General features: G+C 71.8%; 18 protein-coding genes. 13 read left to right on the top strand and 5 right to left on the bottom strand.

What is annotated here, in order from left to right; all coding sequences use genetic code 11:
- Positions 1–610 precede the first annotated feature (610 nt).
- The 5 genes from ABZ725_RS21460 (at position 611) to ABZ725_RS21440 (ending at position 7,849) form a co-directional block, all read left to right on the top strand.
- Positions 611–1,930, top strand: coding sequence for a radical SAM protein (locus ABZ725_RS21460; RefSeq protein WP_358804192.1), 1,320 nt, complete (start codon positions 611–613; stop codon positions 1,928–1,930).
- 445 nt (positions 1,931–2,375) lie between these two features.
- Complete coding sequence (locus ABZ725_RS21455) at positions 2,376–3,884, top strand: cellulose-binding domain-containing protein (RefSeq protein ID WP_358804191.1); 1,509 nt, start codon at positions 2,376–2,378, stop codon at positions 3,882–3,884.
- A gap of 479 nt (positions 3,885–4,363) precedes the next feature.
- Positions 4,364–5,542, top strand: a complete 1,179-nt coding sequence (gene rsgA / locus ABZ725_RS21450; protein WP_358804190.1) for a ribosome small subunit-dependent GTPase A — start codon at positions 4,364–4,366, stop codon at positions 5,540–5,542.
- Between the two features lie 295 nt (positions 5,543–5,837).
- Positions 5,838–7,226: an AlkA N-terminal domain-containing protein gene (locus ABZ725_RS21445; protein ID WP_358804524.1), complete on the top strand. Its 1,389-nt coding sequence runs from the start codon at positions 5,838–5,840 to the stop codon at positions 7,224–7,226.
- A gap of 104 nt (positions 7,227–7,330) precedes the next feature.
- Entirely contained in the window at positions 7,331–7,849 is a 519-nt protein-coding gene (locus tag ABZ725_RS21440; protein ID WP_358804523.1) for a methylated-DNA--[protein]-cysteine S-methyltransferase, read from the top strand.
- Positions 7,850–8,001: 152 nt separating this feature from the next.
- Here the strand turns inward: ABZ725_RS21440 and ABZ725_RS21435 are convergent, their stop codons facing one another.
- Both ABZ725_RS21435 and ABZ725_RS21430 read right to left on the bottom strand, forming a co-directional pair.
- Positions 8,002–8,484, bottom strand: coding sequence for a DUF456 domain-containing protein (locus ABZ725_RS21435; RefSeq protein ID WP_351909168.1), 483 nt, complete (start codon positions 8,482–8,484; stop codon positions 8,002–8,004).
- Between the two features lie 72 nt (positions 8,485–8,556).
- A complete protein-coding gene (locus tag ABZ725_RS21430; RefSeq protein WP_358804189.1) occupies positions 8,557–9,540 on the bottom strand; it encodes a helix-turn-helix domain-containing protein in 984 nt (327 codons plus the stop codon).
- Positions 9,541–10,119: 579 nt separating this feature from the next.
- Here ABZ725_RS21430 and ABZ725_RS21425 point away from each other — a divergent pair.
- Complete coding sequence (locus ABZ725_RS21425; RefSeq protein ID WP_358804188.1) at positions 10,120–12,462, top strand: protein phosphatase 2C domain-containing protein; 2,343 nt, start codon at positions 10,120–10,122, stop codon at positions 12,460–12,462.
- Positions 12,463–12,524: 62 nt separating this feature from the next.
- Positions 12,525–14,267, top strand: coding sequence for a pyruvate dehydrogenase (locus ABZ725_RS21420; protein WP_358804187.1), 1,743 nt, complete (start codon positions 12,525–12,527; stop codon positions 14,265–14,267).
- Between the two features lie 112 nt (positions 14,268–14,379).
- Here the strand turns inward: ABZ725_RS21420 and ABZ725_RS21415 are convergent, their stop codons facing one another.
- Positions 14,380–15,726, bottom strand: a complete 1,347-nt coding sequence (locus tag ABZ725_RS21415; RefSeq protein WP_358804186.1) for a helix-turn-helix domain-containing protein — start codon at positions 15,724–15,726, stop codon at positions 14,380–14,382.
- A gap of 247 nt (positions 15,727–15,973) precedes the next feature.
- Here ABZ725_RS21415 and ABZ725_RS21410 point away from each other — a divergent pair, with 247 nt between their 5' ends.
- The 5 genes from ABZ725_RS21410 (at position 15,974) to ABZ725_RS21390 (ending at position 18,880) form a co-directional block, all read left to right on the top strand.
- Positions 15,974–16,606, top strand: a complete 633-nt coding sequence (locus ABZ725_RS21410) for a hypothetical protein (RefSeq protein WP_358804185.1) — start codon at positions 15,974–15,976, stop codon at positions 16,604–16,606.
- Positions 16,607–16,720: 114 nt separating this feature from the next.
- A complete protein-coding gene (locus tag ABZ725_RS21405) occupies positions 16,721–17,260 on the top strand; it encodes a hypothetical protein (RefSeq protein WP_358804184.1) in 540 nt (179 codons plus the stop codon).
- A gap of 407 nt (positions 17,261–17,667) precedes the next feature.
- The gene (locus ABZ725_RS21400; RefSeq protein ID WP_358804183.1) at positions 17,668–17,964 is read left to right on the top strand and encodes a hypothetical protein; all 297 of its coding nucleotides are present in this window, start codon (positions 17,668–17,670) and stop codon (positions 17,962–17,964) included.
- The gene (locus ABZ725_RS21395; RefSeq protein WP_358804182.1) at positions 17,964–18,248 is read left to right on the top strand and encodes a hypothetical protein; all 285 of its coding nucleotides are present in this window, start codon (positions 17,964–17,966) and stop codon (positions 18,246–18,248) included. Before ABZ725_RS21400 ends, ABZ725_RS21395 begins: the two co-directional genes overlap by 1 nt.
- 233 nt (positions 18,249–18,481) lie before the next feature.
- On the top strand, positions 18,482–18,880 hold the full coding sequence (locus tag ABZ725_RS21390; RefSeq protein WP_358804522.1) for an ATP-binding protein: 399 nt from the start codon (positions 18,482–18,484) through the stop codon (positions 18,878–18,880).
- An 84-nt stretch (positions 18,881–18,964) separates the two neighbouring features.
- On the opposite strand, the gene ABZ725_RS21385 is transcribed toward ABZ725_RS21390, so the two are convergent.
- Positions 18,965–20,038, bottom strand: a complete 1,074-nt coding sequence (locus ABZ725_RS21385) for a DUF2637 domain-containing protein (protein WP_351918250.1) — start codon at positions 20,036–20,038, stop codon at positions 18,965–18,967.
- A 331-nt stretch (positions 20,039–20,369) separates the two neighbouring features.
- The gene (locus tag ABZ725_RS21380; RefSeq protein ID WP_358804181.1) at positions 20,370–21,224 is read right to left on the bottom strand and encodes a (2Fe-2S)-binding protein; all 855 of its coding nucleotides are present in this window, start codon (positions 21,222–21,224) and stop codon (positions 20,370–20,372) included.
- A 157-nt stretch (positions 21,225–21,381) separates the two neighbouring features.
- Here ABZ725_RS21380 and ABZ725_RS21375 point away from each other — a divergent pair, with 157 nt between their 5' ends.
- A complete protein-coding gene (locus tag ABZ725_RS21375) occupies positions 21,382–22,269 on the top strand; it encodes a GntR family transcriptional regulator (protein WP_358804180.1) in 888 nt (295 codons plus the stop codon).
- Positions 22,270–22,314 lie beyond the last annotated feature (45 nt).

Raw genomic sequence — 22,314 nt, 5'->3', positions numbered from 1 at the left:
GACGCGGCCTTCCGTGATCCACCAGGTCAAGTTTTTCGCAGGCCGGCAGGGTGTCCGGTTGGTCCGGCCCGGCCTCGTAACCGTTCGTCGCCAGGATCCAGTCGATGTCGGCGACCGCCACGGGCGACCGCCACGTGCGGCTGCCCTGTCCGCCGCCCGCAGCACGCGTTCACGCACCTGCCCGTCCCGCGGGCTGCCCGCCGCCTTCGGATCGCTCCGGCCCAGATAGCGCCCCGCCTGCGGCAACTGCCGGAGAAGGGACCCGACGCCTGCCCACTGCGCGCCTGCCGTAGCCCCCGGTATCTGCAGGAGCGTGGTCAGCACACCGGTGAGCACGCGCAGCGGCTGGCCGAACCCCTGCGCCTGTGCCTGCGCCTCGGACGGTCCGGGCAACTGCTGCCGGGCGTCCTCGATCACCCACAGTGCCCCCGGACGTCGCCCTGCTCCTGGGCCTGTCTGTCGAGTGCCTCCACAAGCTCGGGAGCACCGAAAAGCCCTCCCGCCCCGTCGCCACGCGGACCGGGCCCCGGTACGACGGCCGTGCCGCCGGGGGCATACCGTGAGGAGTCGTATGCCTGAGCCGGGAGGCCAGAGCCGGGAGGAGAGACGGATGGGCAGCCGCACCGCGCTGGTCGAGGATCTGATGGAGCGGTTTCCGCATGTTCCGCGGGAAGCAGTCTTCAAGGAGGACCTGCTGCGTGGAGGTGTGGCCTTCGACCCCTCCGCCCTCAGCGACAACGAGTCGGGCGAGGTGAAACCGAAGTCGTACTTCATCTTCTCCTTCGACCACGGCACCCTGCCCGAACTCGGCGAGGCCGCGTTGCGTCGCCCGCCGGAGGAGATCATCCTCACGGGCGGCCCGTACGACCTGCGGCGCACGGTCGTCTCGGTCCGGGTGAACCCGTCGTCGCCGTATCGGGTCGCGGCGGACGGCGACGGCCTGCTCGGGCTCTATCTCGACGGAAAGCGCATCGCCGACGTCGGCGTGCCGCCGATGCCGGAGTACTACCGGCACAAGCTTTCCAACGGGAAGTCCGTCATGGAGGTCGCCCCCACCATCCAGTGGGGCTATCTCATCTATCTGACCGTTTTCCGGGTGTGTCAGTACTTCGGTGCCAAGGAGGAGTGCCAGTACTGCGACATCAACCACAACTGGCGCCAGCACAAGGCGGCAGGCCGTCCGTACACGGGAGTGAAGGACGTCGAAGAGGTCCTCGAAGCGCTGGAGATCATCGACCGGTACGACACCCAGCGGGCGTCCACCGCCTACACCCTCACCGGCGGCGCGATCACCAAGACCGTCGCCGGACGCGACGAGGCCGACTTCTACGGCCACTACGCCAAGGCCATCGAGGAGCGCTTCCCGGGCCGCTGGATCGGCAAGGTCGTCGCCCAGGCGCTGCCCCGTGACGACGTGCAGCGGTTCAAGGACTACGGGGTGCAGATCTACCACCCCAACTACGAGGTGTGGGACCGCCGGCTGTTCGAGCTGTACTGCCCGGGCAAGGAGCGCTACGTCGGCCGCGACGAGTGGCACAAGCGGATCCTCGACTCGGCGGAGATCTTCGGCGCGCGCAATGTCATCCCCAACTTCGTCGCGGGGGTGGAGATGGCCGAGCCGTTCGGCTTCACGACCGTCGACGAGGCCATCGCCTCCACCACGGAGGGCCTGCGTTTCTTCATGTCGCAGGGCATCACGCCCCGTTTCACCACCTGGTGCCCGGAGCCCACGACCCCGCTCGGCAAGGCCAACCCGCAGGGCGCGCCGCTGGAGTACCACATCCGGCTGCTGGAGGCCTACCGCGCCACGATGGACGAGTTCGGGCTCGCCTCGCCGCCCGGCTACGGCCCGCCCGGACCCGGCCGCGCGGTGTTCTCCGTGAGCTCCTTCATGGACAGCCTTCCGGCACAGGACGCGGCGACCGTGTAGTCGCGGAGGAGGCGGCGACCGGTGTGGTCCAGGAAGCGGCGGCGACCGTGTGGTCCCGGAGTTCCTCGATCCCCTCGAGTTTCCGAAAGCGGTGTCGGACGTTGCATCCGAAACGGTGAGGAAACGGGTGTCGAAACCGTTCCTGAAACCGGTGTCGAAACGAGTGTCGGAAGCCGCCTCCGCGAACGTTCCCGAAACCGGTGTCGAAACACGGTGCCGACGTTGAGCGCAGGGCGGTCCGCGTCCGTACAGGAGGCCGGAGTACTGGGCGCGGCCGCCCCTTCGTTCTGTTCTGCTGTCCTGTCCTGCCGTCTTGACATGACATCTGAACAGGGCGCTTGTCAGTTGTGTTGGAAACGTGAAAAGCTCTGCCCCTGCCGCGAGGTTCCCCCCAACTCCATTGCCGTCATGGTGAGTTGACCTCGCTTGTGGATGCAGGAGACCCATGCCCGACCTGCCGACCCCGAAGGACGCCGCCGAGGCCGCGCTGTTCTCCGAGTGCTGGGACGCCGTCCTGTCGTACGCCGACCTGTGCACGTCCGGCTCGACCGCGGCGAACCAACTGGCTCGTGAGGCATTCGCGTTCGGCATACGCGAGGCCCGCGCCGCCGAGGACAATACCGCGCGCGACGCCGGCCGTCGCTCGTCCCGGCTGCCCCGGATCCCCCTACTGCTGACCGCCGTACGCAGCACGGCGGCCGCCTGGGAGGCCCAGGGACATGGCCATCGACTCGACCCCGATCTGCGCCTGTGGCTCAACTCCGGCAAGGCCGCACGGTACGTCGGACCGCCGCTGAGCCGTCCCATCGCCCTGCGCGGCCTGCGCGACATGCAGGAACCGGACGCCGCCCTGCTGTGGCTGGCGGAGGTGGAGGCGTTGCCGCTGCACGCCGTCGTCCGCCGACAGGGCCTGGACCCGACCGCCGCGGTGGAGGAGCTGAACCAGGTCCGCGGCCTGTTCCGGGACCGCTGCCACCGTAACCATCTCGACACGCCGATGGACGCGGAGTGCCGCAGCTACGTCCGACTCCTGGACGCCGTCACCCGCTCGCCCGCCGCCGACACGCCCGCCGACCTCTCCCGGCATCTCGCCACCTGCGTGGAGTGCGCGGAGGCGGCCGCCTGTCTGCGGCTGCACGGGGGCGGGCTGCCCGCAGCGCTCGCCCAGGGCGTGATCGGCTGGGGCGGCCTCGCCTACCTCGAACGCCGTCGCCGGGCCGCCGAGGTGCGCCTCGGCGCCGGACGCCCCGACGCGCCGGACCCCGAGGGTGCGGCCGCGCATGCCGCCGCCGGCCGGGCACGGGCGCTGCGCAACGGACTTCTCGTCGCTGCCGTCCTCGTCTCCGGGCTGGCGCTCGCCGTCTCGATGATGCCCGGTGGCAGCAGCGGCGACATCGTGGCCCAGAGCGGTCCCACGGACAGCAGCCCGGTGGCCGGCCCCGGCGTCTCCCTGCCGACCGCCGCTCCCTCCGCCTCCGTCTCGGCCACGCCGTCCTCGTCCGAGCCGCGGCCCTCCGCCAGCGGCACACCGTCGTCGACCGGCAACGCCGACTCCGGCAAGCCCGATCCCGAGCCCCAGGGCACCTCCTCCGCCACCGCCGGCACCGGCGCCGGAACCGGTGGCAGCAGCGGGGACGGGGCGGCCTGCGAGGTCCAGTACGACCTCGTCAACCAGTGGCCGGACGGCTTCCAGGCGACCGTCACCGTCACCACCGTGGAGGCCCTCGACGTCTGGCGCGTGGCCTGGTCCTTCCACGACGGTCAGCGGGTCGACCAGATGTGGGACGCGAGCCTTGCCCAGAACGGCTCCCGTGTCACCGCGACCTCCGCCGACTACAACAGGTCCGTCGCGGCCAACGGCACCCTTTCCTTCGGCTTCCTCGCCTCCTGGCAGACCAAGAACTCCGAACCGGACGGGTTCACCCTCAACGGTCAGCCGTGCACGGCCTCTTGAGCAACGGAAGCTGAAACCGGACGCGGACGGAAGAAGCCGCGGAGGCGCGGGAGGCAGGGTCGACCGGTGTCGGCCCGATGTCTTCCGCTGCTCCGTTGTTTCTACCGCTCCGCTCTTCCGTCTCCCCGTCGCCTTCGCGTTCGCCTGTGCCCTCGCCTGCGCCTCCTGGGCGCGCATCTAGTCCTTCCAAGAGCCGGAATTGGGTGGCATCCGGCTTCGGGCGTCCGTACTCTGAGTGAGTCTTGAGCGGGGCCGACGGCCGCCGCTGTCAGTCGTATGAGGAACGGGAGGTGTGACCGATGACTGTCGCCATGAGGGGCGCTGTGCGCAGCGACCAGACGTTCGTTCACTCCATTTCCGCGGTCTCCGGCTGACCACTTCTTCCGCTGCGCGTACGCAAACGCTTTCGGGCATCTTGCACATGCGCGTGTTTTGACTACGTGAGCAATGGCCGGGCTGCCCCCTGTGAAGGGTTTTCCTTGTCTTTCTCGTCCTCTTCCTCGTCTTTCTCCTCCTCTTCGGTTTCGTCGCACCCTCTCGCCGCCTATGGCTGGGACGAGGGTTGGGAAACCGATTTCGCTCCCTTTGCCGAGCGGGGTCTCCTGCCCGGTCGTGTCATCCGCGTCGACCGCGGCCTGTGTGACGTCGTCACGGAGGCCGGCATCGTGCGGGCCGACACCGAGTTCGTCGTGCCCCGTGACCCGATGAAGGTCGTGTGCACGGGGGACTGGGTCGCCGTCGACCCCGAGAGCGCCGACCCGCGATACGTGCGGAGTCTTCTGCCGCGCCGTACCGCGTTCGTCCGCTCCACCTCCTCCAAGCGGTCCGAGGGACAGATCCTCGCCGCCAACGTCGATCACGCCGTGGTCGCGATGTCCCTGGCCGTCGAACTCGACCTCGGCCGTGTCGAACGCTTTCTCGCCCTGGCCTGGGAGTCCGGGGCCCAGCCCGTCGTCGTGCTCACCAAGGCCGACCTGGTGCCCGACCCGGTCGCGCTGTCCTACCTCGTCGAGGACGTCGCGACCAGCGCACCCGGCGTGCCCGTGCTCACCGTGTGCGCTCGAGAGGGCGAACGCGATGGGGTCGAGGAACTCGCCGCGCTCCTCGGGCGCGGTACCTCCGTGCTCCTCGGCGCGTCCGGCGCGGGCAAGTCGACGCTCGCGAACGCGCTCGTCGGCGAGGACGTGATGGGCGTGCAGGCCACCCGTGACATGGACGGCAAGGGGCGGCACACCACCACGACCCGCAACCTGCTGACCCTGCCCGGCGGAGGCGTTCTCATCGACACGCCCGGGCTGCGCGGCGTCGGCCTCTGGGACGCCGGCGGCGGGGTCGGACAGGTCTTCTCGGAGATCGAGGAGTTCGCCCGGGACTGCCGGTTCCACGACTGTGCGCACGAGTCCGAGCCGGGGTGCGCGGTGCTGGCGGCCGTCGAGGACGGGGAACTGCCCCTGCGACGACTGGAGAGCTACCGCAAGCTCGTCCGGGAGAAGCAGTGGATCGTCGCCAAGTCCGACGCCCGCATGCGCGCCGACGTCCGTCAGGACTGGAAGCGCAAGCAGGCGGAGGGCCGGGCGGCGGGCGAGGCGAAACGGGGACGGGGGCCCTGGCGACCGGCACCGCCCCGGCAACCCGGCGGCGGCGGGATTTCCTGGTAGGGGATTCGCCGGGTAGTTCGGTAACCGGTTTCCATGAGGGAGGCGGCAACCGGGTAACCGGTTTGCGGCGGTAACGGGGTAACCGGTTACTTCGTTACCGTCGGCCTCGCCTTCGCCCCCCCCGCCTCGGCCCCCGTGCCCCCGCTCTCGCGCCAGCGTCAGCTTCAGCTTCAGCTTCAGCTTCAGCTTCAGCTTCACGTCCGATTTCCGCTAGCACGGTTTCTTCGGCGGGCGAAGACTGGGGCCCATGAAGGGACTGATGACGGGATCGATGCCGGGACTGATGCCGGGACTCATGGCGGACCAGGACACCCGTTACGAGGCGGTCCGCAGCCGGGACGCCCGGTTCGACGGCGAGTTCTTCTTCGCCGTCGAGACGACCGGCATCTACTGCCGGCCCAGCTGTCCCGCCGTGACGCCGAAACGCCACAACGTGCGTTTCTTCGCGACGGCCGCCGCCGCGCAGGGCTCCGGTTTCCGGGCCTGTCGGCGGTGCCGTCCGGACGCCGTGCCGGGCTCGGCGGAGTGGAACGTACGCGCCGACGTCGTGGGCCGGGCCATGCGGTTGATCGGCGACGGAGTCGTCGACCGGGAGGGCGTGGCCGGGCTCGCCGTACGGCTCGGCTACAGCGCCCGCCAGGTGCAGCGACAGCTCACCGCCGAGCTCGGCGCGGGACCGGTCGCGCTCGCTCGCGCCCAGCGCGCGCACACCGCGCGGGTCCTGCTGCAGACGACCGCCCTGCCGGTCACCGAGATCGCCTTCGCGTCCGGGTTCGCCAGTGTGCGCCAGTTCAACGACACCGTCCGGGCCGTGTACGCCTCGACCCCCACCGAACTGCGGGCCGCCGTGCGCGCCGCCCGCCGCGGCGCCACCCCGTCCGCCGGGATCCCGCTGCGGCTCGCCCACCGGGGCCCCTACCACGCGGGCACCGTGTTCGATCTGCTGCAACGGCAGGCCGTGGCCGGGGTGGAGGAGGTGAGCGGGCCGGACGGCCGGCGCACCTACCGCCGTACGCTGCGCCTGCCGTACGGCACGGGCATCGTCGCCGTCGACGAGCGGGCGGGCGACACCGGCCGGGGGGCCTCGGCCGTCCATCCCGGCGGCTGGCTCGACGCCCGGCTGCACCTCACCGACCCCCGCGACCTCACCACCGCCGTCCAGCGGCTGCGACGGCTGTTCGACCTCGACGCCGACCCGTACGCCGTCGACGAGCGGCTCGGCGCCGATCCGCGGCTCGCCCCGCTGGTCGCCGTCCGGCCCGGGCTGCGTGCGCCGGGGGCCGCCGACCCGGAGGAACAGGCGGTGCGGGCGCTCGTGGGGCGGGCGGAGGCGGAACGGCTGGTCCGCGCCTACGGCAAGGCCCTCGACGCGCCCTGCGGCACCCTCACCCACCTCTTCCCCGAGCCGGCCGTCCTGGCGGATTCCGAGCCCACCGGGCCCTTGGGCGCGCTCGCCTGCGCCCTCGCCGACGGCACCGTCCGGCTGGACCCGGGCATCGACCGGGACGACGCCCAGGAAGCGCTGCTCGCGCTGCCCGGGCTGGACGCGCGTACCGTTGCGGCGATCCGCGCCCGCGCCCTCGGCGACCCCGATGTCGCGCCGCCCGGCGCTGACGTCCCCGACACCTGGCGCCCCTGGCGCACCTATGCCCTGCACCACCTGCGCGCCGCGGAGGAACGATGACCGACGACCTGACCGGCAACCTCACGGATGCCCTGACCGATGCAACGACCGGCAACCCCACGGATGCACTGGCCGACGCAACGACCGGCAGCCCCACGGATGCACTGACCGACGGTCTGACGTACTGGACCAGCGTGGCGAGCCCGCTCGGTCCCCTGCTGCTCACCGCCGACCCGGACGGAGCGCTGACCTCCCTCTCCGTGCCTGGTCAGAAGGGCGGACGGACCGTCCAGGACGGCTGGCTGCGCGACCCCGGTCCCTTCCGCTCCGCCGAGGAACAACTCGACGCCTACTTCGCCGCCGACCTGAAGGAGTTCCGGCTCCCGCTGCGCAGCGAGGGCACCGCCTTCCGCGAGCGGGTGTGGGCGGCCCTCGACTCAGTCCCCTACGGGGCGACCACGACGTACGGTGAGGTCGCGGCGCGCATCGGCGCCTCGCGGATGGCCGTACGGGCTGTCGGTGGGGCGATCGGCGCGAACCCGCTGCTGATCGTGCGCCCCTGCCACCGAGTGATCGGCGCGGACGGCTCCCTGACGGGCTACGCGGGCGGCCTGGACCGCAAGGTGAGGCTGTTGACGCTGGAGAGTGCGCTGGGCGTGCTCCCGGGGGATTCTTCGAGCTGACGCTTGTCGAAAACGGTTTCTGTCGACAGTCTGCCGCCGCGCCAGAGTGAGTGGGCACCTGTCCCGGTCGAGCGGCTCGGTCGAGCGGCCCGGCCGAGTGTCCCGGCCGAGCGGCCCGGTCGGATGTCCCGGCCGGACGCGCCGACCGTACGTCAGCCCCACACCGCCGCCCCCAGCCACGCCCCCGCGATCAGCAGGCAGGTGAACAGTTCCGCGAGGACGCTCCAGCCGCCCGAGCGCATCGCCGTGCGCAGGGCCGCCCGGGCCTCGCCCGGGCGGCCCAGGCGCAGGCGTTCGGAGAGGTAGATGCCACCCATGAAGCCGGGGATCGCGCCGACCACGGGGAGCACGACGAAGCCGAGGAGCGCGCCGAGCCCTGCGTACGCCCCCATCCGAGGGGTCGCGCCGCTCGTGCGCAGTCGGCGGGGCGGCAGGGCCCAGCGCACCACCTGGGACAGGAACAGGGCCACCGTGGCGCCGACCAGCACGGCCCAGGCGACCGGCCGCGGATCCTCCAGCGCCCACCACAGGACCGCGGCCCACACCAGCCACGATCCCGGCACACCGGGCACCAGCACTCCGCACAGGCCGAGCAGAATGACCAGTCCGACCAGCAGGAGTTCCCACACTCCCATCTGCCCAGGGTGCCCGAGCCGGAGAGAACACGCAGGTCAAGACGTGCGGCCGGGCGGGTCCCGCCGGTGCCGTCAGCGCTCCCGGGTCACCCATCCGCGCTCGTACGCGTGCCAGCCCAGTTGCAGTCGGGTCGTGACTCCCGTCAGCTCCATCAGCCGCTTCACCCGGCGCTGTACGGTCCGTAGCCCCAGGTCGAGTTGCTTGGCGACGCTCGCGTCGGTCATCCCGGCCAGCAGCAGGGACAGGATCTCCAGGTCGGCGGCTTCGGGGCCGTCCGGGTCCTGCTCGGCGACGCCGGCCGCGCCGAGGCGCAGCGGCAGCGCCTCCCGCCACACCGACTCGAACAGGCCCGACAGCAACTCCAGCAGCCCGCTGGCGTGCACCACCAGCGCGGCGGGCTCCGCGGAGCGGCCGGTCAGCGGCACCAGGGCGAGCGAGCGGTCGGCGACCACCAGCTTGGTCGGCACCTCGTCCACCACCCGGACCTGCTCGTCCCGGCCCAGCGCGGCGGTCAGCTCCGTCATGCCGCCGGGCTGGTCGAGCACCGCCCGTTCCAGTACGACGCGGTAGCGCACCCCACGGTCCGCCGCCCGTTCCTCCGCGTCGTTCTCGCTCCCGGTCACGGCCACCGGCGTGCCGGTGACCAGCGCACACACCTCCTCGCTCGCCCCGAGCTGGATCTGCAGAAAGCGCTGGGCGACGGCGGCGGCACCCGTCACCACTTCGACCAGGTCGTGCACCGCGGGTTCGGCCGCGGCCGCCCGGTACTCCTCGGCGAGCAGGGCCGCCGCCAGTTCCGCCTTCTCCAACTCGTGACGCTGCTGGGTGAGCAGTGCGCCCAGAGCGACGCCCGGAGGCGCGGCGACCCAGCGTCCGGGGCGGCCCGAGGACTGGGCGGCGAGTCCGTGCCGTTCCAGCCGACGCAGCGCGCGCTCCGTGTCGTGCTCACCGAGCGTCAGCCGGCGTGCGAGATCGGGCACGTCGGCGGCGCCCACGGACACCAGTGCCCGGTACGCCGACTCATGCGTCTCGTCGAGCCCTATCGCTCCCAGCATTGGGTGCCGTCCCTCCTTCAACAAGATCCGTACGTCATCTGCGCGACGTCCGTCCTGACGTCCGTCCTGACGTCCGTCCTGACGTCCGTCCTGACGTCCGTCCTGACGTCCGTCCTGACGTCCGTCCTGACGTCCGTCCGATATCCGTTTCCCACATCCGTGAGTGGCGGGAAACAGCCACGGCGTAAACCCGCCGCCGCACATCATCGCCGTACCGGCGGTCACTCTGCCAAGGTGTGGCCACGGCGGGAACATGTGATCATCCACTGATCATCCACAGCGGATCTCCAGGAACGCCGGGGACACTCGGGCCGACCGACCACGACGTCGAGGTGCCGAGGTCTTTCGAGAACGTGATCCGGGCTCATGACGCGCAGGGGCGCAGGGGATCTGAGCCGGGGTCACCCGTGTCGCCGGACGGTTCTCCCGTGGGGGGTGGAACCGTCCGGCGACCCCTGTCGCACCTCGCGTCGCACTGCTGTTCCGGGCGTCGCTCGACATGCTGTGCGATACCCGTGTCGTGACGCATTTTCCTGATGCCCCGTTTTCATATGGCCCGTGCGGTGGACAATTAGGGGCATGAGCCAGCAGGGGGGAAGGGCCACCGGTCACGAGGACGACTGGTGGGGGCAGTTGTACGACGACTCCACCGAGGACACGGGGCCCGCGCCCGCCACCGACTCCCTGGACGACCGCTTCGCCTCGGCCGCCGGAGCGGTGCGCTCCGCGGGCGTCGACGTCGGCTCGGGCGCGGAGGACGGCGTCGGAGCGGGGGCCCCTGAAGGGGGCGGTGCGAGAGACCCGGCGGGCCGGCGGGACACGGCGGCCGTCAGAAGGGCCCCGGCAGGCGACCCGGCCGACGAGGAAGCCTCCGGCGCCGCCCGCAGGGTGCCGCCGCCGCGCGCGGCAGGGCCCGGTCCCGGCGCGCGGACCGATTGGTGGACCTCCCCGCAGGACGAGCTGCCGGGGGCGGCGCAACAGTCGTCGGACGGCTCCGTTCCGCACCCTCGGGGCCGATTCGCTGCCGGGTTCGACGCCAAGGACGCCAAGTCCGACGCCAAGTCCGATGTCGGGTCCGACGCGGGGCGCGACATCCCAGGACAGTCCGCCGATGGGCCCGACGTCGATCAGGGCGCCGCCGCTGACCCCGAAGACATTGTCTGGCGTGACGTCAGGGGGGATCTCGGGTGGGGCGCAGGGCCGGAAACCGTTTCCGACACCGAACGCCATGCGGGCTCCGGCCCGGGGCGTGACGTCGGCCGGGGGGCCGAGTCCGACGACGCCGGGCGGTCCGACGGCGTCGGCATCGCCTCGGGTGCTGCCCACGCTCCGGCCCCTGCCCGTGCCGCAGCCCCTGCCCACGCTCCGACCCCTGCCGCTGCCCCTGCTGCTGCCGCTGACGCCGCCCCGGGCGCCCGTCTGCCGCAGCGGCACCGCGCTCCCTGGGAGCCGCCGTCGGACACGTCGTCAGAGCCCACGAACTTTCCGTCCGGCCCGCTGCCGCCGGGGTTCGCCGAACGCGCGCCCCACGGACCGGTCCCCTCCACGACCGGCGACGGCATGCCCGCCGGGACGCCGCAGGCGATCTCCGAGCCCCCTGCGGCGCCCTCCACGTCCGGGCCACCGGCCGCACCCGCGGCGTCCGCGCCGCCCGCGGTCTCGGCGACCACACCCCCCAGGCCCTCCACCGCACCCCTCGTGCCGCCGCCCGCGCCCGCGGCGCCGCCTGCTCCGGCCCATGCGCCGCCGCCCCCGACCGCCCCCACGGCCTCCGCTCACGGCGACGCGGCCCCCTTCACCCCGCCCGCCCCCGAACGCGCTCCCGCCTCCGAGCGTGCGTTCGACTCCGAGTACGGCCATCCCCCCACCGCCCTGGCCCTTCCCGCTCTCTCCTCCGCCCCCTCCGCCCCCTCCACCTCCTCCGTCCCCGCCCTGCCGGCGCACCCGCCCCTCTCGAACCTGAAGGACTACGTCGGTTCCGGGCCGCCCACCTACGACGCCGAGCCCACCGCCCTTCCGCCCGCCGATCCGGACGAGTTGGACGATCTGGTCGCCGACACCGTTCTGGACGGCGCCCGGTACGGGGCCCTCGCGCTGCGGGCCGTGTCCGTGCGGGGGGACTCCGCGCGCTACCGCGGGGAGCCGCGCCGCGACTCGCTCCTCACCGCCCGCTTCGGCTCGGGCGAACACGCGCTGATCCTGGTCGCCATGGCCACCGGCGCCAGGGCGACCCCGGGAGCCCATCGGGCGGCCGCCGAGGTGTGCCGGTGGATCGGGCGGGCGGTGGGCCGCAGCCATGTCCGGCTCGCCGAGGACATAAGGGCTGCCCGGCGCGGCGACCTGAAGTCCGGCCTGCACCGTCTCACCGACCGCAGCCTCGGACGGCTCCGCGCCAGCGCCGCCGAACAGGGCCTGGAACCGGACGAGTACGCGGCCACTCTGCGCTGCCTGCTCCTGCCCGCCGACCCCGACTGCCGTACGCGCGTCTTCTTCGGCGTCGGCGCCGGCGGACTGTTCCGGCTGCGCAGCGGAGTGTGGCGGGACATCGAGCCCCGGGTGGGCGAGGTCGCCGGCGAGCCGGTCGTCGGGTTCGGCTCGCTCCCGGCCGAGACGCCCGAGGGCGACCGGCTGACGATGGACTTTGGCATCCCCACACCCCCGAACCCCTACGACCCCGATCCCGAACCGCCCCGGGAGCCCTTCCGCTTCCGCGCCTCCGTAGCCCGACCGGGTGACACGCTCCTGATGTGCACCGGCGGTCTCGCCGAACCTCTGCGCGGCGAGCCCGACCTGTCCGCGCACCTGACGGAACGCTGGTCGGGGCCCACTCCGCCCGGTCTCGCGGCCTTCCTCGCCGACACCCAGGTGAGAGTGAAGGGCTACGCCGACGACCGGACGGCGGCGGCCGTCTGGGAGGCGTGAGCGCGCCGTCGCGGCCACTGTGGAGGGATGGACCCGAGGAGACCGAAGGGGTGCGTCGATCCATGGCCAGGCAGAACGTAGCCGAACAGTTCGTGGACATCCTCGCCCGGGCGGGGGTGAGGCGCCTCTACGGTGTGGTGGGGGACAGTCTCAACCCCGTCGTGGACGCGGTGCGGCGCAACTCGGCCATCGACTGGATCCACGTCCGCCACGAGGAGACGGCTGCCTTCGCGGCCGGTGCGGAGGCCCAGATCACCGGGAAGCTCGCCGCCTGCGCGGGCTCCTGTGGACCAGGCAACCTCCACCTGATCAACGGCCTCTACGACGCCCACCGCTCCATGGCGCCCGTGCTCGCCCTCGCCTCGCACATCCCGTCCGGCGAGATCGGGTTGGGCTACTTCCAGGAGACCCACCCCGACCAGCTGTTCCGCGAGTGCAGCCACTACAGCGAGCTCATCTCCAACCCGAATCAGATGCCACGGTTGCTGCACACCGCCATCCAGAACGCGGTCGGGCGTGGTGGCGTCAGCGTGGTGTCCCTTCCCGGCGACATCGCCGACCGGCCCGCCCCCGAGAAAGCCGTCGAAACCGCTCTCGTCACCGCCCGGCCCACCGTCCGCCCCGGCGACGCCGAGATCGAGGCACTCGTCGAGATGATCGACGCGGCCGACAAGGTCACTCTTTTCTGCGGCAGCGGCACGGCAGGCGCGCATGCCGAGGTCATGGAGTTCGCCGGGAGGATCAAGTCCCCGGTCGGGCATGCGCTGCGCGGGAAGGAACACATCCAGTACGACAACCCGTACGACGTGGGTATGAGCGGGCTCCTCGGCTACGGCGCCGCCTACGAGGCCACCCACGAGTGCGACCTGCTGATCCTGCTCGGAACCGATTTCCCGTACAACGCCTTCCTCCCCCACGACGTGAAGATCGCCCAGATCGACGTGCGGCCCGAACACCTCGGTCGCCGCTCGAAACTGGACCTCGCCGTGTGGGGCGACGTACGCGAGACCCTGCGCTGTCTCATCCCTCGGGTGCGGGTCAAGGAGAACCGGCGTTTCCTCGACCGGATGCTGAAGAAACATGCCGACGCGTTGGAGGGGGTGGTGAGGGCGTACACCCGGAAAGTCGAGAAACACGTTCCCATCCACCCGGAGTACGTCGCGTCCGTCCTCGACGAACTCGCGGACGACGACGCCGTGTTCACCGTGGACACCGGGATGTGCAATGTCTGGGCCGCGCGTTACCTCACGCCCAACGGCCGACGTCGCGTCATCGGTTCCTTCTCCCACGGCTCGATGGCGAACGCGCTGCCCATGGCGATCGGGGCCCAGTTCACCGACCGTCGCCGTCAGGTCGTCTCGATGTCCGGCGACGGCGGTTTCACCATGCTGATGGGCGACTTCCTGACACTCGTCCAGCACGACCTGCCGGTGAAGGTCATCCTCTTCAACAACTCCTCGCTGGGCATGGTGGAGTTGGAGATGCTGGTCGCCGGTCTGCCCTCGTACGGCACTACCAACAAGAATCCCGACTTCGCCGCCGTCGCCCGGGCCTGCGGCGCCCACGGCGTACGCGTCGAGAAGCCCAAACTACTGGTCGGCGCGCTGAAGGATGCTCTTCGGCACAAGGGTCCGGCCCTCGTCGACGTCGTCACCGACCCCAACGCCCTCTCCATCCCGCCGAAGATCAGCGCCGAGATGGTCAGCGGTTTCGCGCTGTCCGCCTCGAAGATCGTCCTCGACGGCGGAGTAGGACGCATGCTGCAGATGGCCCGCTCCAACCTGCGCCACGTGCCACGGCCGTAGGGCGGGGCGTCGATTGGGCGGGAGGAGGAGAGGAGAGGAGAGGAGAGGTCTGGGGGTGGGTGAGCCGGTGGTGGCGGGCGTGGCGGGCATAGTCGGTGGGGGTCGTACGGGGTCAGCCCGTGGCCGGGACCCACTTGCGTTCCCCGTTGTCCGTGCCGTACCAGTAGCGGGGCAGGCCCTTGATGCTGCTCGTGCGGAACGGATGGCCGTGGTCGTCGATGCGGACCGTGCCGGCGCGGCCCTGGGAGGACCAGTCGAGTTCGAGGTACCAGTTGCAGTCGCACGACTCGGTCCGCGCCGTGACCAGGAGCACCTCCGGGTCCTCGCTGGACACGCGGTAGGGCAGACTCACCGCCGGGATCGGAGTGCCCGAATCGTTTCCGGCGACCGAGTGCGCGACAGGGCGGTCCTTGTCCAGGTCGACCGCGAAGTAACGCTTGCTCAGCGAGCCGCCGCAGCCCTGGTCCATGGCGTACGCCGTGCCCGACGCCGGTGCGGCACGGCCGACGACCCGCACGCGCAGTGCCGTCAGGACGACGGCCGTGGAGCTACGGCCCTGCACCGAGATCTCCACGTTGGTCTCCCGCCCGTGCACCGCACCTTGGGCCGATGCCCAGAGCCCGGCGTCCTGCTCCGCCGGGGGAGGCGGAACCTGCGCCGGCGGCTTGCCGATGACGTAGTCGTGACCGCAGCCGAGCGCCCAGACCTGCGAGTCGGCGGTCCAGGCGAGCGGTACGCCCGTGGCGGGGGCCGACGCCTTGCCGCCGCCCGGCGCGGCGTTCGCGGAGGGGGAGGTTCTGCCGGGAGCGGAGCCCGGGCCGGAACCGGGTGAGGTCGAGGCGGCGCCGGGGGTGCGGGAGGCGGCGGTGCTCGCGGTGGGCGTGGGGGAGGGGAGTGGGGCCGTCGTGCCGGACGGGCCGCCGGAGGACCCTGCGGACCGGGCCGCGTCGTCGGAGACCGTCGGGTGACCGCCGCCCGGCAGCGCGGACAGCGTGCCCAGGGTGGCGAGGAGCGCGCAGGCGACACCGACGAGGACCGTGGTGCGCCGCTGCCGGGGCCAACGGCGATGCGGTAACTGTTTCTTATCCAGTTCCGGAGTTTCCGGAGTTTCCGGAGTTTCCGACGACGTCTCCGAAGTTTCCGGGTTTTCCGTAGCAGCCGTACCCGTACCCGTACCCGTACCCGCGCCCCGAGGCCGCTGTCGTGCCGCTACCGCTCGCAGCCACCGCCGGTGCAGTTCGAGGCGCTCCTCCGGCGTCGCCCCGCAGAACTCGGCGAGCCGTTCCACGGGCGCGAAATCCTGCGGAACCGCTTCCCCGGCGCAGTACCGATGCAACGTCGAGGTGTTCATGCCCAACCGACGCGCGAGGGAGCCATAGCTGCGTTCCGTGCGCCCCTTCAGCTCCGTCAGCAGCGCCGCGAACTCCGTCACATCGCCCACACCGTCGTCGCTCGACACCGTTCCCCCGTGCTCGTCCGGCCCGGGCGGTCATCCCAGGCACCCATATACCTGCACGTCAGATGGGCTGGGATGGTTCCACCGCAGCCGATCGGGCGAAGACCGTTGCAGCGGGCAGTGCAGACGGCCGATGCTCTTGGTGTCGCACCGACCGGGCCGGACGGACCGACCACCCGGCCGCCCCTACCGCGACGATCCACAGCTGCACCCACACCGATACTCATGCACTCACTCACGGGGGACACCCATGTCCAAGCGCACCCGAGCCGTCATGCTCACCGGGCTCACCGCACTCACGGCCGCGGGCCTCGCCCTCGGCACCGTGCTCGCCGCACCGGCCGGTGCCACCGTCCCGAAACCGCCCGGCTTCCTCTCGGCCACCGACCTGCCGCCGCACGCCGGCTCGTCCTGGACGGCCGGCGCGATCACCGCCGGCGTGTCGCCCGAAGTGGAGGCGGACCGCTGCCTCGGCATGGCGCTGGGCGACGGCTGGGACTCCTGGTACCGGGACTTCCGGACCGATCTCGACACGAGTGCCCGTCAGGTCAGCGTCGAGTTGTCGAGCGTCAGCGCGGCGAAGGGCCGGTACTCACGGATCAACCAGGACATCAAGTCCTGCGCCGGATGGATCGAGGAGGCGGACCCGGAGGTCGAGGCCACGCTGAGGGACTACGGGAAGCTGAACGTCGAAGAGGGCGCCCACGTCTACGGCCTGCACACCGAGACGTCCTGGGGTGCGACCGACATCCGCCTCCTCTCCGTCGGCCGGGACGGCACGACGGTGACCGTCGTGGACTGGGGCCAGCTGGGCGACTTCGGGGACGCCCCGGTGAAGGCCTTCAAGAAGACGACCGTCACAGCCGTCAACAAGCTCCACTGACCACTGAGAAAAGCCGGGGCCGCCGCCCTCCCGCCACGGGGGTCGGGAGGGCGGCGGCCCCGCACGACCACTCAGCCACCAGACAGTCGTCCGAGACACACGGGGAACACGCACATGACCAGCAAGACCAGCGGGATGGGAAAGATCAGCAAGACCAGCGGGACCGGCAAGCGCACGACCCGCCTTCGCACCACCCGTCTTCGCACCACCCGTCGGCGCAGCGCCCTGGCCGTCGGCCTCGCCCTGGCGCTCGGCCTCGGGGTGACGGCCCAGGCGTCCGCGGGCAGCCCGCGCAGCGTCAGCGGCAAGCCGTCCGACAACGTCACCCGCATCGCGGACTTCTACGGCGCCTACATCGACGCGATGACCGACGAGGGCGGCGGCCGGCTCGCGGACGAACTCCGCAAGCACTACCTCACCCCCGCCTTCCAGAAGGAACTGGCGGCCTGGGAGGACGAGAACCACGCCGACGGCGTCCTGCAGGCCCAGAACGTCCCGCTTGCGTGGAAGGTCACGGACAACGGCACGGCGAACTACACGGAGGCCGTCGTCACCCTCACCTGGGGCGGCAACCAGACCACCGAGCTCATCGTCGACATGACCCGCGGCCACAAGATCTTCCACATCGGCACGACGGGGGCCGAGGGCAGCTAGCCAGTCCCGGGTGAGGACCGTCGGATTCCGGCCAACCTCGCGGCCAGAGGCGACGTGCGGCGCGGCGGAAGGTCTCCGGCAGCGGAATCTCCTCCGCCCCGACGGTCGACGCCCCGTCGGCCGACGCCTCGACGGTTGACGCCTCGCCGTCTCGACGAAAGAGCCTTTGTTGTAAGAGAGTTGGCGGTCCATGGACGTGTCGGCTCCCCTTGGGCTCACCGTCGGACGTGTCGGCGTCTCGATCACCCGACACCCGCCCCCGGCGTTGCCACACCCCGGCCCCTCCCGGTGCCGTGCACCAACTGCCCCTCCCCTTCCCCGAATACGGCCGGATCGGCAGAGGCGAATCGTCCAACGGGGCGATGCCCGGCGGTCGGTGCGTGACCCAGGTGTGTAGGTTCGAAGGTGTGCGGGACGGCCAGGTCGGGGGCCGCCTCGAAGAGCGGATGCGCCGGCTCACCTCCGCTCGCGGGGGAAGCACCCGCCAGGTGCCGGTTGCGCGGGTGCGCGCCCCGCACGGGTACGCCCGCGCCGTCGTACGGCATCCCCACCGCCCGGAAACCGGGTCGCTCACCGTGGCGGCCGGAGTCGATCGCCGCTTCTCCCCGTCGGCCCGTTCGCTCCCCGGGCATCCGCCCCGCCGATCGTCGACCAGCCTGTCCACCTGGGGCGTTCTCCACCTGACGTCGGTCGCGGACGGCTGATGCGCGATCGCCAAGGCCGGATCGACAGACGCCGGCTCGGCCGGCCCGTGCCGAGCGGACACGGCCACCGGCACACCCGTCGCACACCGCACACGACGCACGAACCGACGCGTCGCCCGCTCCGGACCCGCCTGTACCAGGGCCCGGTCGTCGTGGACGGCGCCCTCCACGGCGGCTCGGACGGCGCGCTCGGCCCGACGGTCGCCCCGACGTCCCACCCCGTGAGTGCCCGGGAGGACCGGCCGAACATGGCCGAACACCCGGTCGTCGATGATTCGACATGACTGGCCCGCTGTCGACCGGGCAAGGATCCCCGTGAACGTGTTCGAGCAGGAGGGGAACCGACATCGACACGCGGGCGGGGGTCATGGAGAGGCAGGCACGAGGAAGCGGTCCGACGACGATCGCGGGCGCCTCGGCGACGAGACAGACGGGGGCAGCGGGGGCAGCAGGGGCAGCGCGGGAAACAGGCGAGGGCGCGACCGAAGGCGCCGCCGAGTACGCGGCCGACTGCGCGGTGGAGCAGGACCGGGCGTCGCAGCTCAGCCGCAGACTCGGGCGGGCGGACCTGCGGGCGGTGCCCGAGGCGCGCCGGGCGCTGCGGGAACTGCTGCGGGACTGGGGGAAGCCCGGCCGGTCGGAGACGGCGGAACTGCTCACCAGCGAACTCGTCACCAACGCGCTCGTGCACACCGACGACGACGCGGTCCTGACGGCCACCGTCTCACCGTCCGGCCTGCGGGTGGAGGTGCGGGACTCAGCGGCCCGCCGCCCTCGGCCGAGCGCACAGAGCGCCGACGAGGGCACGCACGGCCGGGGCCTGGTCCTGGTGGAGTCCCTCGCGGACACCTGGGGCGTACGGGCGCACGGTGCCGGGAAGGTCGTCTGGTTCGAGCTGGACGCCGGGGCCGCGTGAGCGTGGCAGGTCGCATCGACACCCGACGGGAAGGGGGCGCGACCGTGGTGGTCGCGCCCCCTTCCCGTCAGGTCTGACTGTCCGTCAGCCGAACTGCTGCTCCAGGTCCTTGAGCTTGCGCTCCAGGGAGTCGAGGCGCGGCAGGGCCATCGTGTCGTCCTCCGCGGTGAGATCAACGGTGAACGAGTCGGAAGAAGCGGAACTGTGGCGAGCGGGCTGCAGGGAGGGCCGCGAGCGCACGGGCAGCTGCTCCGCGGAGTTCGCTATGGCAGGCTCCGCGGAAACCCGCTCGGCCGTGGCGCGCTCCAGAGCGGCCTGGGCCTCCACCTGACGGCTCCCGCCGCCGCCACCGCCGCGGCCGGGGAAACGTCCGTTGCCTCGGCTGATCGCCTTCAGATGCGCCCGCTCGACCCGCTGCTGATCGCGACGGCGCAGCTTGGTCTCCTCCTTGCGGGCCTTGTCGTCGCGGACCTCCTCGACGGCCTCGTCCAGGCTGCGCACGTTCTCCAGCAGCATCAGCGACCATGCCTTGTACGTCTCACGGGGGGCACGCACCCAGCGCACCACGCGGATCTGCGGCAGCGGACGGGGCACGAGACCCTGCTCGCGCAGCGCGGCGCGGCGGGTCTGCTTCAGGGCCCGGTCGAAGAGCACGGCGGCCGAGAGCGACATGCCGGCGAAGAAGTGCGGGGCGCCCGCGTGGTCCAGGCCCCTGGGCGCGTGCACCCAGTTGAACCAGGCCGCGGCGCCCGCGAAAGTCCATACGAGTATCCGGGAGCCGAGAGCCGCGTCACCGTGGCTGGCCTCGCGCACCGCGAGCACGGAGCAGAACATCGCCGCGCCGTCCAGGCCGAACGGCACCAGGTATTCCCAGCCGCCGGTCAGGCCGAGGTTCTGCTCGCCGAACCCGACCAGGCCGTGGAAGGAGAGGGCGGCCGCGACGGCCGCACAGCAGAACAGAAGGACGTAGGAGGCTGTGCCGTATATGGCCTCCTTGCGCCTGCGGCGCTCCTCGCTGCGCTCCCACGAGTCTTCGCCGCTCGTGTCCTTCCCCGAGGGGCGCTTGCCGCGCGCCAGCACCGCAACCGCCGCCAGCATGCCCAGGAGGAGTACGGCGCCCGGAAGCAACCAGTTCAGCGATATGTCGGTAAGTCTCATCTGGGGTCCCTTGCATTGGGATAGGGCGTAACGCCCGCCATAGTGGCCCAATCCCGCCGTCCCTCAGGGGGTTTCGGGGCAAGAGGCCGCCAAGGAGGTGCAAGGGGATGCCCAAGGCGACGTTCTGCTCGAACTGCCGCTTGAGGGGCGGGAGTTGAGTTCGAATAAGACTACCCATACGAGTGGTTCCACGGAAAGTTCCCGTGGCAAGTGAGGAATTTGTGAATCGCTTGTAACCGTTGGGGAGCCTCGTCCGGGTGATCCTACGGGACTCTCCGCGGCCCTCTGCCCACGAGGGGTGACTCGAGGGGAAGCGGTATCTGAGCGTTACTCAACTGCTTGCGGACGCCGCCGCGGTGAGCCTGGTGACGCGGTCCGCGTCGCAGGTGCGCGGGCAGGTGACGCAGGTGTCCTCGGGGCGCACCGTGTAGAACATGCAGCAGCTCGCGCGGTCCCGGGTGGGCAGGGCCTCGCCGTCCGGGCCCGCCAACTCGCGGAAGGCCGCGGAACCGACGTAGGGCTGCGTGGCGCCCGGCAGCAGCAGCTCCAGCTCCCGTCGCGCCCGCTCCGGCTCGTCCCCGCCGAGCAGGTCGGCGATGTACCAGAGCCCCTCGACGATCTCGTCGGTCACCATGCCCCACAGGGCCCGACCGCGCCGCCGGGCCCGCGGCCCGAAGCCGGCGAGCAGTGGCTCGTGGTGCTCGGCCACCGCCGCCCGCACCTCCGCCCGCAGCGCCTCCTCGTCCGGGACCACCCGGGCGCCGGGCAGCAGCGCTGCCGGGTCCCCCGGCAGACAGGCGAAGGAGGACGGCGGGCGGACGGCCATCCGCATGCCGCTGCCGGTGCGGTCGTACGAGACGTGCGTCACGGGGAAACGGGGCACCCGGCGGTGCAGGAACCACGGGACGGTGATCAGCAGGCAGGCGGGCCAGGCGTACCGGTGCAGTCCGAAGCTCGCGACCACGTCGGGACGTGCCGGTCGGCCGTAGTCGCGCACGACCTGTGCGTCGTCCCATGCGAGGAAGGCCTCCAGGGCGGCTCCGCCCTCCGCGAGCTCGGCCGCGGCGACCCAGCCCCCGCCCCGGGGAAACGGTTCCACAAGTCCCAGCTCCGTGACGGTCAGGCCCGGGTAGACCTCCGTGAGGCGGGCGTAGGCCTCTGCCGTGGCCGACGGGGCTGTGGGCATGGCGGGACCGCCGTTTCGGGTGCGATTAAAGGTAAGCCTAACCTTATCCAGTGCCGTTGGGATTTGAACTGGCGGCCACTACGCCTAAGGTGCTTGACGGACGAGTAACAACCCGTCGTAATGACCCCAAGTACCGACAAGGCCGTAAGGAGGCCCCGTGGAGCAGAGAGCGCACGGCTCCACCGGTACGGGGAAACCGGTTCCGCAACAGGTCGACGGCCGTGCCCGGGTGCCGGCGCAGTCGCGCACCGGGTCGGTTGGATCACCGGGGTCCGGGCCCGCCGGGCCGGTGGGGTCTGCCGGGAACGCCGGGTCCGTCGAGTACGGCGACGGTGCGGACCGCGAGCCGTGCGGCCCGACGGGTGCCGCGCGCGGTGAGCACACGCACAGCGAGATCCCGATTCCGCGTCCCCGGCCGGTCGTCCAGCGCGCCTCCGTGCGCGGCCAGATCCTCGACGCCCTGCGCACCGCGCTCGTCGGCGGGGAGCTGCAGCCGGGCGAGGTGTACTCCGCGCCGGTGCTCGGCGAACGCTTCGGGGTCTCCGCGACGCCGGTCCGGGAGGCCATGCAGCAGCTCGCGCTGGAGGGCGCCGTCGAGGTCGTCCCCAACCGCGGGTTCCGGGTGATCGTACGAGGCACGCGGGAACTGGCCGAGCTGGCCGAGGTGCGGGCGCTGATCGAGGTCCCCGTGATGCTGCGGCTCGCCCGTACGGTGCCCGCGGAGCGGTGGGCGGAGCTGCGGCCCCTCGCCGAGGCGAGCGTGCGCGCGGCGGCCTCCGGCTGCCGGGCCACGTACGCGGAGGCCGACCGTGTCTTCCACCGGGCACTGCTCGCCCTCTCCGGCAACGAGCAGCTGGTCGGGATCGCCGAGGATCTGCACCGGCGTTCGCAGTGGCCGCTGGTCGGCGCTCCGGTGCGACGGGGGCGGGCGGATCTCGTCGCCGACGCGGCCGAGCACATGGCGCTGCTGGAGGCGTTGACGGCGGGAGAGCTGGACGCCGTGCAGGCGCTGATGCGCGAGCACTTCGCGGGCACGGGCGGCTGAGGAGACCGGCGCCGGGGCCATTGTCCCGAGGCGCCTCGCTCCGGC

The organism is Streptomyces sp. NPDC006872 (assembly GCF_040635845.1).
Taxonomy (GTDB): Bacteria; Actinomycetota; Actinomycetes; order Streptomycetales; family Streptomycetaceae; genus Streptomyces.
Note: the sequence above shows the minus strand (reverse complement) of the source record. Positions and strands in the feature narration are given on the sequence as shown.

What these genes read in the sequence shown, in the direction of transcription:
- ABZ725_RS21410 (WP_358804185.1), top strand. Translation starts at nt 15,974, where the DNA reads ATGTCCAAGCGCACCCGAGCCGTCATGCTCACCGGGCTCACCGCACTC.
- ABZ725_RS21385 (WP_351918250.1), bottom strand. Translation starts at nt 20,038, where the DNA reads ATGAGACTTACCGACATATCGCTGAACTGGTTGCTTCCGGGCGCCGTA.
- ABZ725_RS21395 (WP_358804182.1), top strand. Translation starts at nt 17,964, where the DNA reads ATGCGCGATCGCCAAGGCCGGATCGACAGACGCCGGCTCGGCCGGCCC.
- ABZ725_RS21405 (WP_358804184.1), top strand. Translation starts at nt 16,721, where the DNA reads ATGACCAGCAAGACCAGCGGGATGGGAAAGATCAGCAAGACCAGCGGG.
- ABZ725_RS21380 (WP_358804181.1), bottom strand. Translation starts at nt 21,224, where the DNA reads ATGCCCACAGCCCCGTCGGCCACGGCAGAGGCCTACGCCCGCCTCACG.
- ABZ725_RS21455 (WP_358804191.1), top strand. Translation starts at nt 2,376, where the DNA reads ATGCCCGACCTGCCGACCCCGAAGGACGCCGCCGAGGCCGCGCTGTTC.
- ABZ725_RS21430 (WP_358804189.1), bottom strand. Translation starts at nt 9,540, where the DNA reads ATGCTGGGAGCGATAGGGCTCGACGAGACGCATGAGTCGGCGTACCGG.
- ABZ725_RS21435 (WP_351909168.1), bottom strand. Translation starts at nt 8,484, where the DNA reads ATGGGAGTGTGGGAACTCCTGCTGGTCGGACTGGTCATTCTGCTCGGC.
- ABZ725_RS21420 (WP_358804187.1), top strand. Translation starts at nt 12,525, where the DNA reads ATGGCCAGGCAGAACGTAGCCGAACAGTTCGTGGACATCCTCGCCCGG.
- ABZ725_RS21460 (WP_358804192.1), top strand. Translation starts at nt 611, where the DNA reads ATGGGCAGCCGCACCGCGCTGGTCGAGGATCTGATGGAGCGGTTTCCG.
- ABZ725_RS21425 (WP_358804188.1), top strand. Translation starts at nt 10,120, where the DNA reads ATGAGCCAGCAGGGGGGAAGGGCCACCGGTCACGAGGACGACTGGTGG.
- ABZ725_RS21445 (WP_358804524.1), top strand. Translation starts at nt 5,838, where the DNA reads ATGGCGGACCAGGACACCCGTTACGAGGCGGTCCGCAGCCGGGACGCC.